Source organism: Fulvimarina thalattae (assembly GCF_040239565.1).
GTDB lineage: Bacteria > Pseudomonadota > Alphaproteobacteria > Rhizobiales > Rhizobiaceae > Fulvimarina.
On the sequence record NZ_JBEHWS010000012.1, the window covers coordinates 65,164 to 80,912 of the forward strand.

14 protein-coding genes and 1 riboswitch are annotated in these 15,749 nt (G+C 62.9%); of the genes, 5 read left to right on the forward strand and 9 right to left on the reverse strand.

What is annotated here, in order from left to right; translation table 11 throughout:
• Positions 1 to 3: 3 nt before the first annotated feature.
• The 4 genes from ABRA89_RS15080 to ABRA89_RS15095 all read right to left on the reverse strand — a co-directional run bounded on the left by ABRA89_RS15080 (position 4) and on the right by ABRA89_RS15095 (position 4,513).
• Positions 4 to 1,017 carry an NAD-dependent epimerase/dehydratase family protein gene (locus tag ABRA89_RS15080; RefSeq protein ID WP_349942314.1) on the reverse strand — a complete coding sequence of 338 codons (1,014 nt, stop codon included), beginning with the start codon at positions 1,015 to 1,017 and terminating at the stop codon, positions 4 to 6.
• A 227-nt stretch (positions 1,018 to 1,244) separates the two neighbouring features.
• The gene (gene tuf / locus ABRA89_RS15085; RefSeq protein ID WP_349942301.1) at positions 1,245 to 2,420 is read right to left on the reverse strand and encodes an elongation factor Tu; all 1,176 of its coding nucleotides are present in this window, start codon (positions 2,418 to 2,420) and stop codon (positions 1,245 to 1,247) included.
• A 177-nt stretch (positions 2,421 to 2,597) separates the two neighbouring features.
• Positions 2,598 to 4,034 (reverse strand): pyruvate kinase, encoded by a 1,437-nt coding sequence (pyk, locus tag ABRA89_RS15090; protein ID WP_349942315.1) that lies wholly within the window; start codon positions 4,032 to 4,034, stop codon positions 2,598 to 2,600.
• Positions 4,031 to 4,513, reverse strand: coding sequence for a DUF1036 domain-containing protein (locus ABRA89_RS15095; RefSeq protein ID WP_349942376.1), 483 nt, complete (start codon positions 4,511 to 4,513; stop codon positions 4,031 to 4,033). Before ABRA89_RS15095 ends, pyk begins: the two co-directional genes overlap by 4 nt.
• A gap of 211 nt (positions 4,514 to 4,724) precedes the next feature.
• Between ABRA89_RS15095 and ABRA89_RS15100 the strand changes: the two genes are divergently transcribed.
• The 5 genes from ABRA89_RS15100 to ABRA89_RS15120 all read left to right on the forward strand — a co-directional run bounded on the left by ABRA89_RS15100 (position 4,725) and on the right by ABRA89_RS15120 (position 11,058).
• On the forward strand, positions 4,725 to 5,042 hold the full coding sequence (locus ABRA89_RS15100; protein WP_349942316.1) for a DUF1244 domain-containing protein: 318 nt from the start codon (positions 4,725 to 4,727) through the stop codon (positions 5,040 to 5,042).
• A gap of 178 nt (positions 5,043 to 5,220) precedes the next feature.
• On the forward strand, positions 5,221 to 5,484 hold the full coding sequence (locus tag ABRA89_RS15105) for a DUF2312 domain-containing protein (protein ID WP_346221635.1): 264 nt from the start codon (positions 5,221 to 5,223) through the stop codon (positions 5,482 to 5,484).
• A gap of 131 nt (positions 5,485 to 5,615) precedes the next feature.
• Positions 5,616 to 6,719, forward strand: coding sequence for a redox-regulated ATPase YchF (ychF, locus tag ABRA89_RS15110; RefSeq protein ID WP_349942317.1), 1,104 nt, complete (start codon positions 5,616 to 5,618; stop codon positions 6,717 to 6,719).
• A gap of 1,014 nt (positions 6,720 to 7,733) precedes the next feature.
• On the forward strand, positions 7,734 to 9,722 hold the full coding sequence (locus ABRA89_RS15115; protein ID WP_349942318.1) for a CocE/NonD family hydrolase: 1,989 nt from the start codon (positions 7,734 to 7,736) through the stop codon (positions 9,720 to 9,722).
• Between the two features lie 43 nt (positions 9,723 to 9,765).
• The gene (locus tag ABRA89_RS15120; RefSeq protein ID WP_349942319.1) at positions 9,766 to 11,058 is read left to right on the forward strand and encodes an ATP-grasp domain-containing protein; all 1,293 of its coding nucleotides are present in this window, start codon (positions 9,766 to 9,768) and stop codon (positions 11,056 to 11,058) included.
• A gap of 46 nt (positions 11,059 to 11,104) precedes the next feature.
• Here ABRA89_RS15120 and ABRA89_RS15125 read toward each other — a convergent pair whose 3' ends face one another.
• The 5 genes from ABRA89_RS15125 to thiC are packed head-to-tail and all read right to left on the reverse strand — an operon-like array spanning position 11,105 to position 15,490.
• A complete protein-coding gene (locus ABRA89_RS15125) occupies positions 11,105 to 11,713 on the reverse strand; it encodes a thiamine phosphate synthase (RefSeq protein WP_349942320.1) in 609 nt (202 codons plus the stop codon).
• Positions 11,713 to 12,483 carry a thiazole synthase gene (locus ABRA89_RS15130; RefSeq protein ID WP_349942321.1) on the reverse strand — a complete coding sequence of 257 codons (771 nt, stop codon included), beginning with the start codon at positions 12,481 to 12,483 and terminating at the stop codon, positions 11,713 to 11,715. Before ABRA89_RS15130 ends, ABRA89_RS15125 begins: the two co-directional genes overlap by 1 nt.
• A 4-nt stretch (positions 12,484 to 12,487) precedes the next feature.
• Complete coding sequence (thiS, locus tag ABRA89_RS15135; RefSeq protein WP_349942322.1) at positions 12,488 to 12,685, reverse strand: sulfur carrier protein ThiS; 198 nt, start codon at positions 12,683 to 12,685, stop codon at positions 12,488 to 12,490.
• Entirely contained in the window at positions 12,682 to 13,662 is a 981-nt protein-coding gene (gene thiO / locus ABRA89_RS15140; RefSeq protein ID WP_349942324.1) for a glycine oxidase ThiO, read from the reverse strand. Before thiO ends, thiS begins: the two co-directional genes overlap by 4 nt.
• Positions 13,663 to 13,666: 4 nt before the next feature.
• Complete coding sequence (gene thiC / locus ABRA89_RS15145) at positions 13,667 to 15,490, reverse strand: phosphomethylpyrimidine synthase ThiC (RefSeq protein ID WP_349942325.1); 1,824 nt, start codon at positions 15,488 to 15,490, stop codon at positions 13,667 to 13,669.
• A gap of 114 nt (positions 15,491 to 15,604) precedes the next feature.
• Positions 15,605 to 15,717, reverse strand: a riboswitch (TPP riboswitch).
• Positions 15,718 to 15,749: the final 32 nt, after the last annotated feature.

The following is a 15,749-nucleotide window of genomic DNA, read 5'->3' on the forward strand; positions in this document are numbered from 1 at the left end:
GGGTTAGGCGGAACGCCCTCCGCTATAATATCCGCGATACCATTCGACGAATTTGGCGATCCCGTCCTCGATTGACGTACGTGGCCGAAAGCCGGTCAATCTTTCGAGACGCCGGATATCGGCAAAGGTCGCAGGCACGTCGCCGGGCTGCATGGGAAGGTAATTACGCTCCGCCTTCACCGACAATGCGGTTTCAATCGCCTCGACGAAGCGTGAAAGTTCTACCGGCTTATTGTTACCGATATTGTAGATAGCATGAGGTGCCCCACCGCTATCGAGAGGTGCAGCCTCGTTGCTTCCCGGCGGATATTCGACGAGCCGCAGGATGCCCTCGATCACGTCGTCGACATACGTGAAATCGCGCAGCATCTGGCCGTTGTTGAAGAGGTTTATTGGCCGTCCTTCGGTAATCGCCTTCGTGAAGCCGAAATATGCCATATCGGGACGGCCAAAAGGTCCGTACACCGTGAAGAACCGCAGTCCCGAAATCGGAATCCGATAGAGATGCGCGTATGTGCGTGCCATCATCTCGTTGGCGCGCTTGGTCGCCGCATAGAGCGAGACGGGCTCGAGAACCGGGTCATCCTCGCTGAAGGGCACCTTCTTGTTCGTGCCGTAGACGGAACTGGAGGAGGCATAGACCAAGTGTTGAACGGGCGTAGCGCGACAGGCTTCCAGTACCGACAAAAAGCCGACTAGGTTCGACTGTGCATAGACGCCAGGATTGTCGATGGAATAGCGAACGCCCGCCTGAGCGGCGAGATGGATGACGACTTCCGGCTTCGTCTTTGCAACAAGCGCCGCAACGGCATCGGCGTTGGCAAGATCGAGCCGTTCGAACCGGAAACTTTCGAACTGTAAGAGTTCGCTCAGCCGGGCTTCCTTGAGGCCGACATCGTAATAGTCGTTCAGATTGTCTAGGCCGACGACGCTTCCGCCGCTTTGGATTATCGCTTTTGCGAGATGGAAGCCGACGAACCCAGCAACACCAGTTACAACGGTGGGTTTGAGCTGCATCTAATAACTCTCCCGCGCTCTAATACGCTTGTACAAGCGAGGCCAGACTCAACGCATTCGCAGGAATGTTTGCGGTCGGTCAATGCAGAAAGCGGGTCGCAAAGGACCCGCTCTCGCCTAACTGGATGTTTGCCGAAAGCTGTCGGCACCGACCGCACAACGGGTTTTAAGACCCGTTGTGATCATGTCTATTTGCTGCTGACAGCTTCAGGCGTCTCTCGATCGTCTTACTCGACGATGCTCGCGACGATGCCTGCGCCGACGGTGCGGCCGCCTTCGCGGATCGCGAAGCGCAGCTTTTCTTCCATCGCGATCGGAACGATCAGCGTCACGTCCATCGTCACATTGTCGCCCGGCATCACCATCTCGGTGCCTTCAGGCAGCGTGCACACGCCCGTCACGTCCGTCGTGCGGAAGTAGAACTGCGGACGGTAGTTCGTGAAGAACGGCGTATGACGGCCGCCCTCGTCCTTGGTGAGGATGTAGGCCTCGGCCTTGAACTTCGTGTGCGGCTTCACCGAACCCGGCTTGCACAGAACCTGACCACGCTCGACGCCCTCACGGTCGATACCGCGGATGAGAGCACCGATGTTGTCGCCAGCCTGGCCCTGATCGAGCAGCTTGCGGAACATCTCGACGCCGGTCACCGTCGTCTTGCGCGTGTCCTTGATGCCGACGATCTCGACTTCCTCGCCGACCTTCACGACACCGCGCTCGACGCGGCCCGTCACAACCGTGCCGCGGCCCGAGATCGAGAACACGTCCTCGATCGGCATCAGGAACGGCTGGTCGATCGGACGCGCAGGCGTCGGGATGTAGGCGTCGACCTCCTTCATCAGCTCGCGAACCGCGTTCTCACCGATCTCCTTATTGGAGTCTTCGAGAGCCGCGAGAGCCGAACCCTTGACGATCGGAATGTCGTCGCCCGGGAATTCGTAGGACGACAGAAGCTCGCGAACCTCGAGCTCGACCAGCTCCAGAAGCTCCTCGTCGTCGACCTGGTCGACCTTGTTGAGGAAGACCACGATCGCCGGAACGCCGACCTGGCGGGCGAGAAGGATGTGCTCGCGGGTCTGCGGCATCGGGCCGTCGGCCGCCGAGCAGACGAGGATCGCGCCGTCCATCTGGGCAGCGCCCGTGATCATGTTCTTCACGTAGTCGGCGTGGCCCGGGCAGTCGACGTGGGCATAGTGACGGCTCTCCGTCTCGTACTCAACGTGCGCCGTCGAGATCGTGATGCCGCGCGCCTTCTCCTCGGGAGCCGCGTCGATCTGGTCATAGGCGCGGTAGTCGCCGAAGTACTTCGTGATCGCTGCCGTCAGGGACGTCTTGCCATGGTCAACGTGACCAATCGTGCCGATGTTAACATGCGGCTTGTTGCGCTCGAATTTGCTCTTGGCCATTAGCCTCTCCGCTGCCTTCTTTCCTGATTGGCGGGATCAAAGTTCCGGCGCGATTTAAGGCCACGGCGCCAAAAGGGCAAGGGGATCGACGAAGCTTGCGGTCAGACGCGCGGCCGTCGCCGACGAGTGGGCACGCCCACCGGCACGCGCACCCACGAACGGTGTTGCCGGAGCTTGTCAGACGGCCGACAAGCCGTCCGAGCCGATATAGGCGATCCGCAGCATGTTCGTCGCCCCGGGCTGGCGTAGCGGGACGCCGGCTGTGACGATCAGTTTCTCGCCGGCCACGGCATAATCCTGCTCGACCGCGATACGGCAGGCCTTGTCGACCATGTCGTCGAGATCCTGGGCATCTTCCGTCACCACGCAATGCAGCCCCCAAGCCAGCGAGAGCCGCCGGGCGGTACGGGTGATCGGCGAAAGAGCGAGCAGCGGGATACGCGGGCGTTCGCGGGCGGCTCGCAGACCGGTCGTACCGGTCGCGGTGTAGGTAACGATGACGGCTACATCGAGCGTTTCGGCCATCTGCCGCGCCGCGAGTGAGACGGCGTCGGCCCCCGTCGCCTCCGGCTCCGGCCGCTGGGCGAAGATGATGCCCGGATAGAGCGGGTCCTTTTCAACCTGAACCGCGATCCGGTCCATGGTCGCGACCGCCTCGGTCGGATACTTGCCGGCAGCCGATTCGGCTGAGAGCATCACCGCGTCTGCGCCCTCGAAGACCGCGATCGAAACGTCGGATACCTCGGCGCGGGTCGGCACCGGGGCCGAAATCATCGATTCGAGCATCTGCGTCGCGACGACCACGGGCTTGCCGGCGCGGCGGCAGGCGCGCGTGATGCGCTTCTGGATGCCGGGCACTTCTTCGAGCGGCAGCTCGACGCCGAGATCGCCCCGCGCGACCATGATCGCGTCGGAGAGTTCGATGATCTCGTCGAGCCGCTCCACCGCCTGAGGTTTCTCGATCTTCGCCATCAGGAGCGCGCGGCCACGAGCGATCTTGCGAGCCTCGGCGACATCGCTCGGGCGCTGGATGAACGAGAGAGCGACCCAGTCCACATCGGCTTCGAGCACTGCGTCGAGGTCCGAGCGATCCTTCTCGGTCAATGCACCGGTCTTCAGCGTCGTATCGGGAAGCGAGACGCCCTTTCGGTCGGAAATCTTTGTGCCGGCAACGACCCGTGTCTTCACCATCCGCCCGTCGGTCTCGATGCATTCGAGAAAGAGACGGCCGTCGTCGATCAGCAGGCGATGGCCCACCTCGACCGCTTCGAGAATTTCCGGATGCGGAAGATGGACACGCGTGTTGTCGCCCGGCTCGTCGTTGTCGTCGAGGGTGAATTCCTGGCCGATGTCGAGCTCGACCGAACCGTCCTTGAACTTGCCGACGCGCAGTTTCGGGCCCTGAATATCGGCAAGAATGCCGATCGGGCGGCCGAGATCGGATTCCACCTTACGGATCCGCGCCACCAACTCGCGCATCAGATCATGGCTCGAATGGCTCATATTGATGCGGAAGACATCCGCGCCGGCCTTGTGCAGCTCGGCGATCTGGTGCTCTTCCGAGGAGGCCGGCCCGAGGGTCGCGAGGATCTTTACGCTTCGGTTCCGTCTCATTCAGTCTCCGTATTATTGCGCGGCGGTTCGGTCAGCTGGACCATCCAGCTTTCCTGTTCGCCCGTGTCGAATTCGCGAAAGCCCATGCGCTGATAGCCGCGCTTGAGGCATTCGCTGACCCCGGCGATCCTGAACTCGTTTTCCGCCACGCACAGATTGATCTCACCGGCCCAGCGAGCTTCGCCGTTCGCATCTTCGGCGTAGAGATAGTAGTAGCGCGACTTCAGTTGTCCGGTGATCAGCGGCTTGCAGCTCTCGGCCGGGATACGCCACCAGCCCTCGCTGGTCCACCCGGCCTCGGCGCGATAACCGATGGCGACGCCGACGAGGTTCGACGTCCCGTTGCAGACGCGAAAATCGGCCTTCGCCTCGCCTGCTCCCAGGAATGCGGAGGCGCCAAGCGTCAGCGCGCCCAAAAGAAGCGCCCGCGTCGCGCCGAAGGTTTTCGGCACAGCGTCAGCGGTCGAGGCCTCTGGCATATGGTTTGCGCCTTCATCCGGTGTGGTCGTGGTATGCGACGTTGGCATAGCGTGGAATCCTGTCAAAACGATCACAGGGCGAACGAATCCCATCCTTTCCTAGCCGCGGCCTGACCCTTCGGCGCGGCGCGGCTCGCCGCAAACCTTGAAGCCGCAGCGTCCGAAAGCGATATGGCGCGATAGAGAGCCAGCACGCAAGGGGTACACGCCAATGTCCGCCACCGAAAATCAATCTGATGACGCCCGCCGCATCGAACTGGAGGCCGCCGCCTTCCGCGCACTTCGCGATCATCTGCGCGAACGCACCGATGTCCAGAACATCGATCTGATGAATATGGCTGGCTTCTGCCGAAATTGCATGTCGCGCTGGTATCAGGAGGCGGCCAACGCCCGCGGCGACGACCTCACGAAGGACGAGGCCCGAGAGATCGTCTACGGCATGCCCTACGACGAATGGCGCGAAAAGCACCAGCGCGAGGCGTCGGCCGAGAGCCAGACCACATTCGAAACCAGCAAGCCGCAGCACTGACGCCGCAGCCGCGAATTGCTCCGCCAGCGGTTTGAGGCTAATCGCTTGTTAACCCTGTGATGCCACCTGTTGGCAGGAACCGGCCGCGCGGCTAGACCTCGCGGCAAGTTTCCTCGCGCGGCATGCCCAGCGCTCACCCGTGTCCCTATTGCTCACTTTTTTCTGGAGATTTTTTCAGATGTCCGACGTTACCGCCGTTGCCGGCGACCACCTCCGCTCCTTCGTCGAGCGCATCGAGCGGCTGGAGGAAGAAAAGAAGACAATCGCTGACGACATCAAGGACGTCTATGCCGAAGCAAAAGGCACCGGCTTCGATACCAAGGTGCTGCGCAAGATCATCTCGATCCGCAAGCAGGATCAGAACGAGCGGCAGGAGCAGGAGGCGATCCTCGACCTCTATCTGCAGGCCCTCGGCATGCAGCCCGGCGATTCCGGCGAATAAGCCCCGCCCGAACTCTTCCAGCCTTCGAAATGTTGACCCGCCGTTGATTGCGCTGCATTGAGCGCGTCAACCAGCGTGGGTGCGCCCTCCCCCTTTCCGCGCCCGAAACATGATTTCGAAGGATCGACCCCATGGGTTTCAGATGCGGCATCGTCGGCCTGCCGAATGTCGGCAAGTCGACGCTTTTCAACGCGCTTACCAAGACCGCAGCCGCACAGGCCGCGAACTATCCGTTCTGCACCATCGAGCCGAACACCGGCGACGTCGCGGTACCCGATCCGCGCCTTAGGAACATCGCCGGCGTTGCGAAGTCGGCAAATATCATCCCGACGCGCATCACCTTCGTCGACATCGCCGGCCTTGTGCGCGGTGCGTCCAAGGGGGAAGGCCTCGGCAACCAGTTCCTCGCCAATATCCGCGAGGTCGACGCCATCGTCCACGTGCTGCGCTGTTTCGAGGACGAGGACATCACCCATGTGGAAGGCAAGATCGACCCCGTAGCCGACGCCGAGACGGTCGAGACCGAGTTGATGATCTCCGATCTCGAAAGCCTCGAACGCCGCGTCGTCAACACCCGCAAGAAGGCCACCGGCAAGGACAAGGAGGCGCTCGCCCAGCTTCCTGTGATGGAAAAGGCGCTTGAAGCCCTGAACGAGGGCAAACCCGTTCGTACGATCGTGGAAAACCTCGATCCGGAGGATCGGCGGACGCTTCGCGCCCTCAATCTCCTCACTTCGAAGCCCGTCCTCTATGTCTGCAACGTTGCTGAGAGCGACGCTGCCACCGGCAATCACCACGCCGCCGACGTCGCCAAGATGGCCGAATCCCAGGGTGCGGGTGCGGTCGTCATCTCGGCCGCCATCGAGGCCGAGATCGCCCAGCTCGACGAGGCGGAGACCGGCGAATTCCTAGAGACCATGGGCCTCACCGAACCCGGCCTCGACCGTCTCATCCGCGCCGGCTACGATCTCCTCGACCTCATCACCTATTTCACCGCGGGCCCGAAGGAAACACGCGCCTGGACGGTCCACAAGGGCGCGAAAGCCCCGCAGGCGGCCGGCGTGATCCATACGGACTTCGAAAAAGGCTTCATCCGCGCCCAGACCATTGCTTATGACGACTACGTCACCCTCGGCGGCGAAGTCCCCGCCAAGGACGCCGGCAAGGCCCGCGACGAAGGCAAGGAATATGTGGTGGCCGACGGCGACGTGATGCTGTTCAAGTTCAACGTCTGAGCGGAGAAAAGCGGCGCGTCGAGATTGCGCCCGGTTTCGGCCGGACGCAGGATGCGCGCGGACAAGACCGGAACCAGTCAGGAACCACGCGATGCCTGGTTCGTCGGCTTGGGCAATATCCTGACGCTCGGCGTCTGCGTGGGGAACGACCAAGGCTCGCCCATGAAGGGCGAAACCGGTAGCTCCCTGCCAGCGAAGATTAGGCGGGCTTTCATGTTGGACGCGGGTAAGGCGGAGGGAGAGCGACTCGGATACCGTCGCGGCCATGCCCTCAACTATGAAAACTTATCCCCACTCTGACGCGATCCCCCATACTCCCCTCACCGCGGCCCCGAACGGGCTGGAACGATCGCCGGGATCGCTCTGGGGCTGTGGACGGCGTCCGCGGCGCGTGCCTCTTCCGGAGAGGTGTGGCGACTCGGACGGCCCGTGGCTCCGTTGGCTCCTCGCCCACTATGAGGCGGGCGCGGATTGGTCCGCTTGAACGCTGGTCTCCGGCGTGAAACGCCAACAGCCACCGCGAAAGAATGGACGAAGCGCTGTCCGCGCCGTTCCGCAATCCCGCCTCGTCCGCTTTGGACGCGTCGCGGGTTTCGTTGCGGGGCGATGCCGGTCGGATCTTCGAGAGCCGATGGCGATTATTGGCGCAAGCCGGCTTCCCATCGCGCCCGCCCCGCAATCGGGGTTCCGCTCTTTCAGGTGAAACGGGTTCCGCAAAACGCCGTGCGGCTGCGCCGGAGGCGAGCCAGACTATACTACCTTTTCGGAGGTTCGCCTCCGGCGCAGCGCAAGCCCGTCACCGAAGACGGCGCGCGATGACGAGGATCCGACACCGCGAGGCCCGGCCGCGAAACGTGGCGCGGGAGCGTCGGCGCGCGCCCGACAGAGAGCTGCAAATCGAGTTTGTCGGCCGGCATTCTCGCATCGCCTCGCGCCGAAAGCGCCTGCCCGCCCTTGATAAATTCCCACCATACGACTTTTACAGGACCCGTCTGAATCGGGGAGCTGAGGGCGATGGCCGATATCATCATCGAGGAAACCGTCTGGATCGCCATGCGCGACGGTATACGCCTTGCCGCGAAGATCTGGCGGCCGGAAGAGAGCGGGCGCGTTCCGGCGATCCTCGAAATGATCCCCTATCGCCGGCGCGACAACAAGCGGGTGCGCGATCACGAGATGCACGCCCATTTTGCAGCGCATGGCTATGCTGGCATCCGGGTCGATCTGCGCGGCTCGGGTGACAGCGAAGGCGTCCTCACCGACGAATATCTTCCTCAGGAGATGACCGACGGGCTCGACGTTCTCGCCTGGATCGAGGCGCAGGACTGGTCGAATGGCAAGGTCGGCATGTACGGGCTTTCCTGGGGCGGATTCAACGGACTCCAGCTCGCCGCGCTCCGCCCGCCGCAGATCGGGGCCGTCGTCACCGTCTGCTCCTCAGACGACCGCTATTCCGACGACGTCCACTACATGGGCGGATGTCTTTTGACGGACAATCTGTCCTGGGCCTCGAACATGTTCGCCTTCAACTCCTGCCCGCCGGACCCGGAGATCGTCGGCGAAAAGTGGCGCGAGATGTGGCTTCAACGGCTGGAGGGCTCGGGCCTCTGGCTGAAGGAATGGATGAGCCATCCGCACCGCGATGCCTATTGGAAATCCGGTTCGGTCTGCGAGGACTATTCGCGAATCGACGTGCCGGTCATGGCCGTCTCCGGCTGGCGCGACGGCTACACCAATCCGGTGTTCCGCCTGATGCAGAAACTCGATGTGCCGCGCCGGGCGATTGTCGGATCCTGGGGGCACAAATATCCGCATCAGGGCGGACCCGGCCCGGCGATCGATTTCCTCGGCGAAACCATGCGCTGGTTCGACCGCTGGCTGAAGGGCGACGAGAACGGCATCGAGGACGAACCGATGCTGCGCGCCTGGATGGCGGAGCCTTCCTCGCCCATGACGCCGTCCGCCCCAGGCCGCTGGGTCGGCGAGGACGTCTGGCCCTCGCCGCTCGTCGAGGAGCGCGCCTTCCATCCCACCGGCAATGGCTGGCTCTTCCAGAGCCGCGAGGACCGACGCAACCTCGAAACCCTCTCGATCTCCTCGCCGCTCTCGGTCGGGCTCTTCGCCGGCAAATGGTGCTCTTACGCCGAAGACACCGATCTTCCCTGGGACCAGCGCATGGAGGATGGCGGCGCGATCCTCTTCGACACCGAGCCGCTGGAGGACGATCTGGAAATCCTCGGCGCGCCGCGCGCCGAACTGGAGATTGTGGTCGATCGCCCGGTAGCGCAGGTCGCGGTGCGGCTTTGCGCCGTCGCGCCCGACGATCGCTCGGCCCGCGTCTCCTTCGGCATCCTCAATCTTTGCCATTACGAAAGCCACGAATACCCGACGCCGTTAGAGCCGGGTAAGCGTTATCGGGTTACCGTCGACCTCAACAACATCGCCCAGCGCTTTCCGAAGGGCCATCGTATTCGGCTCGCGGTCTCGACCTCCTATTGGCCGCTCGCCTGGCCTGCGCCCGAGCCGGCGCGTCTCACGCTCTATCCAGAGCACAGCCGGCTGGTCCTGCCCGTCCGCGAACCGAAGGAGGAGACTTTGCGCGATCTCGGCGAGCCGGCGAATGCGGAAGGACCGCCAGCCACGATGCTCGCGCCGGCGGACCGCAGTTGGAACGTCACGCTCGGAATGGGCACGAACCGCGTGGAAGCGGAGATCGTCAATATCGATCCGCTTCAGCGTTTCGAGGATATCGATCTGACGGTGCGCAGGGAGGCGCGCGAGACCTACACCTATACCGGGACCGACTATGCCTCCATTCGCGGAACGGTCGTTCAGAAGCGTGGCTTCGAACGGGGCAAATGGCAGATCGAGACCGTCACACGCACGACACTGACGGCAACGAAGGATGCTTTTCTCATCCGCGCTTCGCTAGACGCCTATGAGGGAGAGGCGCGTGTCTTCGCACGCTCCTGGGACGAGACAATCCCGCGCAAGCTGGTTTGACATGGTCTTCCTGCGCCGCAATTGAAAATAGAGGGAGGACTTCATGACCAAACGCCAAATCTTCCTCGTCGGTCTCGACGAGTTCAATCTGGAAACGCTGAAAGCACTGCCGCACGCGAGCGAGTTCGACTTCGTGCCGGCCCTGACTTATGGCGAGATGCGTGACGATCCCGACGCGGACATTTCGGCCCTGATCGAACTCGCCGCCTCCCGCATGGCGGAAGCCCCCGGCGGTCCGGCTGGTGTCACGTCCTTCTGGGACTTTCCCGGCACGATGATCGCAGCGATTCTTGCCGAGCGCTTCGAGCTTCCCGGCCCGCCGGTCGAGGCGATGTTCAAGTGCGAGCACAAATACTGGTCGCGCATGGAGCAGCAGAAGGTCGTGCCGGATGCAATTCCGAATTTTCACGCCTTCGACCCACACGACCCAGAGGCATATGGCAAGCTCGGTCTGATGCCGCCGTTCTGGATCAAGCCGGTCAAGTCGTTCCGCTCCTATCTCGCCTATCAGATCACCGACGAGCGCCAGTTCAACGAGACGATGGAGATCTGCCGCGAAAAGGGCCGCGCCATTACGGATCCGTTCGTCGAGACGATGCGCGCCTTCGACATGCCGGACGAACTGACGGGGATGCGTGAGAACTTCATCGCCGAAAGCTCGATCGGCGGGGCCCAGTGCACGCTGGAAGGTTATGCGTTCGATGGTCGGGTCGCGGTCTATGGCGTCGTCGATTCAGTGCGCGAGACGGGTTCGTCATCCTTCGCGCGCTACGAATATCCCTCGCAGTTGCCGCTCGAAATCCAGCATCGGATGATCGACGTGACGCGGCAGGTCATCCAGCAGATCGGCTATACGCATGGGCCATTCAACGTCGAATTCTTCTACGATCAATCGAACGACGTCGTCTGGCTTCTGGAGATCAATCCGCGCGCTTCGCAGTCCCATGCCGACCTCTTCCACAAGGTGCACGGGCGCTCCCACTTCGCCACGGTTCTCGATCTTGCGCTCGGCCGCAAGCCGAAGCCGCTGGAGCGCGGCGGTTCGTGGAACGTGGCCGGCCACTTCTTCAAGCGCGCCTTCGATCCCGGGCTCGTCACCTATGTGCCGGCCCGCAATGCGTTGGATCGCATCCAGTCCAGGCAGAAGGACACCCGTGTTCAGATCATGGTGAAGAAGGGCGACGACCTGGGCCAACTCGCCAATCAGGACAGCTACAGCTTCGAACTCGCCAACGTCTATATCGGCGGGCGGGATCGCATGGAGTTGCTCGACAAGTACGATCAGGTTCTCGATACGTTGCAATTCGAGATCGAGCGGCCGGCCGGGATGGAGTAAGGTCACGCATCGCGGTCGAATGTGAAACAAGGATCGCTGGCAACGCCTATTCGCGGCTTCCCCTCGTCGCAGCAATCCATTCCGCCGTTCGCGCCTCTGGATCGGCATTTCGCGTAATGTCGGTGACCACGGCTGCGATATCGGCGCCGTTGGCGAAGACCTGCGGCAGGCGTTCGACCGTGACGCCGCCGATGGCGACCAGCGGAATATCGCCCACCTCCCGGCGCCAGAGGTTGAGCTTTTCGGGCGTCTGTGGCGCCCACTTCATGGATTTCAGGATCGTCGGCCAGATCGGCCCGAGGGCGACGTAATCCGGATCTGCTGCGAGCGCCGTTGAAAGCTCGGTCTCGTCGTGGGTCGAGACGCCAAGTTTGAGACCGGCCTTTCGAATGGCAGATAGGTCCGCGCCGGCGAGGTCCTCCTGACCGAGATGGACGAAGTCGCAACCTTCGTCCATCGCGAGTTCCCAGTAGTCGTTGACGATCAGCTGGCAGCCGTAAGCGTCACATGTGGCTTTGGCCCGCCGGATGTGGGCCCGCAGGGTCGCTTCGGGTTCATCCTTCACGCGCAGCTGCACCAGCCGCACACCGAGAGGAACGAGCCGATCGATCCAGTCGGCGCTGTCGACGATGAGATAGAACGGATCGAGGCGCATCAGGCAAAACTCGCAAGGCCGAGAACCGGCGTCGAGGGCTCGGCCATGTCGCGCGGCTGGAGGGGATCGGCCTCGAAGGCGAGCCGGCCGGCCTCGACCGAAAGACGGAAGGCTCGGGCCATGGCGACCGGATCGCCGGCGAGCGCGACGGCCGAGGACAGAAGCACGCCATCATAGCCGAGTTCCATAGCCTGCGCGGCATGGGATGGAACGCCGATACCGGCATCGACGAGAAGCGTTGCCTCGGGAAAGCGCGCCCGCATCGCTCGCAGTCCATAGACATTGTTGAGCCCCCGCGCCGAGCCGATCGGCGACCCCCAAGGCATCAGTACGCGGCAACCGGCTTCGACCAGACGGTCGGCGGCAACAAGATCCTCGGTCGTATAGGCGAGCACCTGAAAGCCCTCGTCGCTGAGAATACGGGTCGCCTCGACGAGCCCGAAGAGATCCGGCTGAAGCGTATCGGCATCGCCGATCACCTCGAGCTTGACCCAATTCGTGCCGAAAACCTCGCGCGCCATCTGAGCGGTCATCACTGCCTCGCGAACCGAGTGGCAGCCGGCCGTGTTGGGAAGGACCCGGACGCCAGTTTCGCGGATCAGGTTCCAGAAGGCCTGCCCTGCCCGCTCGTTCGCGGATTCGCGGCGAAGGGAAACCGTGACGATCTCCGCACCCGAAGCGGTGATCGACTGCTTCAGGATGTCGGGCGAAGGATAGCGTGCCGTGCCGAGCATCAGTCGGCTGGCGAAGGTTTCTCCATAGATATCCATGGCGTCACCCTCCCTTCATCGGAGCGATGATCTCGATGCGGTCGTCTTCCGCGATGTGTGTCTCACTGCGCATGGGCTTGGGCACGAAGTCGCTGTTGAGTGCGGTCGCAACCACCGCATCGCCATAGCCCAGTTCGTCGAGCGCCCGGTCCAGGGTATCGGCTTGGATTTCGGCAGGCGCGCCGTTGAGAACGATCCTCATGCCGTATTCTCCTTCTGATCCATTCGATCGAAGATGAGGTCCGCCGCCTTCTGCGCGCAAGAGGGTGCTAGGAGAAAGCCGTGGCGGTAGAGGCCGTTGATCGAAACGATCCGACCAGATCGCGTGACCCGAGGCAGATTGTCAGAGAACGACGGCCGAAGTCCCGCGCTCATTTCTTCGACCTCAGCCTCGGCGAAAGCCGGATGGATCGCATAGGCCGCGTTCATGAGTTCCACCGCAGAGCGGAGCGTCATCCCTGCGATCGAACCGCTTTCCAACATCGTGGCTCCGACCATGAAGCGCCCCTCGGCCCGCGGCACGACATAGACCGGCATGCGCGGATGGAGCAGGCGGACAGGACGGGAAAGCGTGATCTCGCCTGTCCGCAAGATCAGCATTTCGCCGCGCACGGGGCGGAGTTCGTTTTGCTCAGACGCGATGCCCCGGGAGTCGATGACGACATCTCCTTCGGCGTCGGTCGGCTCGAGCTGCGAGGCGAACCGTATCTCGCCGCCAACATCGCGCAGCCGCACCGCCAATGCTTCCAGCGCAGAACGTGGATCGAGGTGGGCCTCGTCGCCATAGAACAGCCCTTGCCGGAAGCGCCCGGCTAGGTCCGGCTCCAGCGCATCGACCGCCTCGGCGTCGAGACGCGTGCCTTGATCGCCGATCCGTCGCGCGAAACGGCTGAGTTCGTTCGCATCGCGGGCCGGCGCGACAACGAGCGTGCCGGTGCGCCGCACGTCCGGCACACGCTCGGCCCACCAGTCGATCGCGGCAAGACCCGGATCGACGATGCCGCGGTCGGCGCTTTCGGTCTCGCACCAGGGCGCCAGCATGCCGCCGGCGAGCCAGGATGCCGCCTGAGCACCGAGCGCATCTGCCTTTTCGTGGACTGTCACGCGGGCCCCACGTTCGGCGAGGGTCACGGCGGCGCAGAGCCCCGCGACCCCTGCTCCGATGACGGATATCCGCATGAGACTACTCCGCAGGTTTCGTCTTCGCCGCGGCCTCGTCAGCCGGCATATAGAGGTCGCCGCCCTGGCGATATTTCTGCGCCATCTTCTCCATACCCTCCTTCTGGGCCTCTGAGCGGATGTCGTGGGAAATCCGCATGGAGCAGAATTTCGGGCCGCACATGGAGCAGAAGTGCGCCGTCTTGTGCGCCTCCTTCGGCAAGGTCTCGTCGTGATAGAGCCGCGCCGTGTCGGGATCGAGTGAAAGGTTGAACTGATCCTCCCAACGGAACTCGAAGCGGGCACGGGACAAGGCGTCGTCCCGCACCTGCGCCGCCGGATGGCCCTTGGCGAGGTCCGACGCATGCGCCGCGATCTTGTAGGTGATGACGCCGGTCTTCACGTCATCGCGGTCCGGCAGTCCCAGATGCTCCTTCGGGGTCACGTAGCAGAGCATCGCCGTGCCGAACCAGCCGATCATCGCCGCGCCGATGCCTGACGTGATGTGGTCGTATCCCGGTGCGATGTCGGTGACGAGCGGCCCGAGCGTATAGAACGGGGCATCGCCGCAGAGCTTCTGCTGTTTTTCGACGTTCACCTTGATCTTGTGCATCGGCACGTGGCCGGGGCCTTCGATCATCACCTGGCAGTCTTTCGCCCGGGCGATTTTCGTCAGTTCGCCGAGGGTTTCGAGTTCGGCGAACTGGGCGCGATCGTTGGCGTCTGCGATGGAGCCGGGGCGCAGGCCATCGCCGAGCGAGAACGAGACATCATAGGCGCGGCAGATGTCGCAGATCTCGTCGAAATGCTCGTAGAGGAACGACTCGCGGTGATGGTGCAGGCACCACTTCGCCATGATCGAGCCACCTCGGCTGACGATGCCGGTGACGCGATCGACGGTGAGCGGAATATGATGCAAGCGAACGCCGGCATGGATGGTGAAGTAGTCGACGCCCTGCTCGGCCTGCTCGATCAGCGTATCGCGGAAAACCTCCCAGGTGAGATTCTCGGCGATGCCGTCGACCTTCTCCAACGCCTGATAGATCGGCACTGTGCCGATAGGCACAGGGGCGTTGCGGATGATCCAGTCGCGGATGTTGTGGATGTTGCGGCCCGTCGACAGGTCCATCACCGTATCCGCGCCCCAGCGGATAGCCCAGACCATCTTCTCGACCTCTTCCGCCATGGAGGAGGTAACGGCCGAATTGCCGATATTGGCGTTGATCTTTGTCAGGAAGTTCCGGCCGATCGCCATCGGTTCGAGTTCCGGATGGTTAATGTTGGCGGGGATGATCGCGCGGCCCGACGCGACCTCGTCGCGCACCCATTCGGGCGTGATGAAATCAGGGATCTCGGCCTCGAAGGGCTCACCGTCGCGTGCCAGCGCCTCCTTCAACGAAGCACGGCCCAAATTCTCGCGTATTGCGACGAATTCCATTTCGGGCGTCACGACCCCGGCGCGGGCATAGGCGAGCTGCGTCACGGCCTTGCCGTCCTTGGCGCGCAGCGGTTTGTGAACAATGGGAAAGGCCGGTGTGATCTTGTCTTCAGGCAGATTACCGTTGTCTTCCGGCCGCAAGGCCCTGCCCTTGTATTCCTCCGTATCGCCGCTGCCTCTCGCCCATTCGGCGCGGTTGCGCGGCAGGCCCCTCGCGATATCGATCGCGGCATTCGGATCGGTGTAAGGGCCGGAAGAATCATAGACCGTCACGGGCGGCTCGCCAGCCGTCGGGTGGACGGCAATCTCACGAAGCGGAACGGCAATGTCCGGATAGGCTGTGCCGGACAGATAGATCTTGCGCGATGCCTGGAGCGGCCCCGCGGTGACCGTCGGCGTGATGGCATTCATGTAGTGGCTCTCCTTTTGCGGACCGGTGAGGGTCGAAGCGTTGGAGATCCAGTGCTGTCATCGGTGATCGAAAAGCTGCCGCGAAATGCCTTCGGAAACGAGGCTGAGACTTGACCCGCGGCCTTCTTCCATCCCTACGCCAGTACGAACTGGATCAGGTTCTACGGGTCGCCGCGCGTTGATAGCGGCCTCTCAGTTCCTCTGCCGGAACTCCCCTTGGACAATTCCAAAGATATCAGTCGGATGAGCCGGCTTCAAG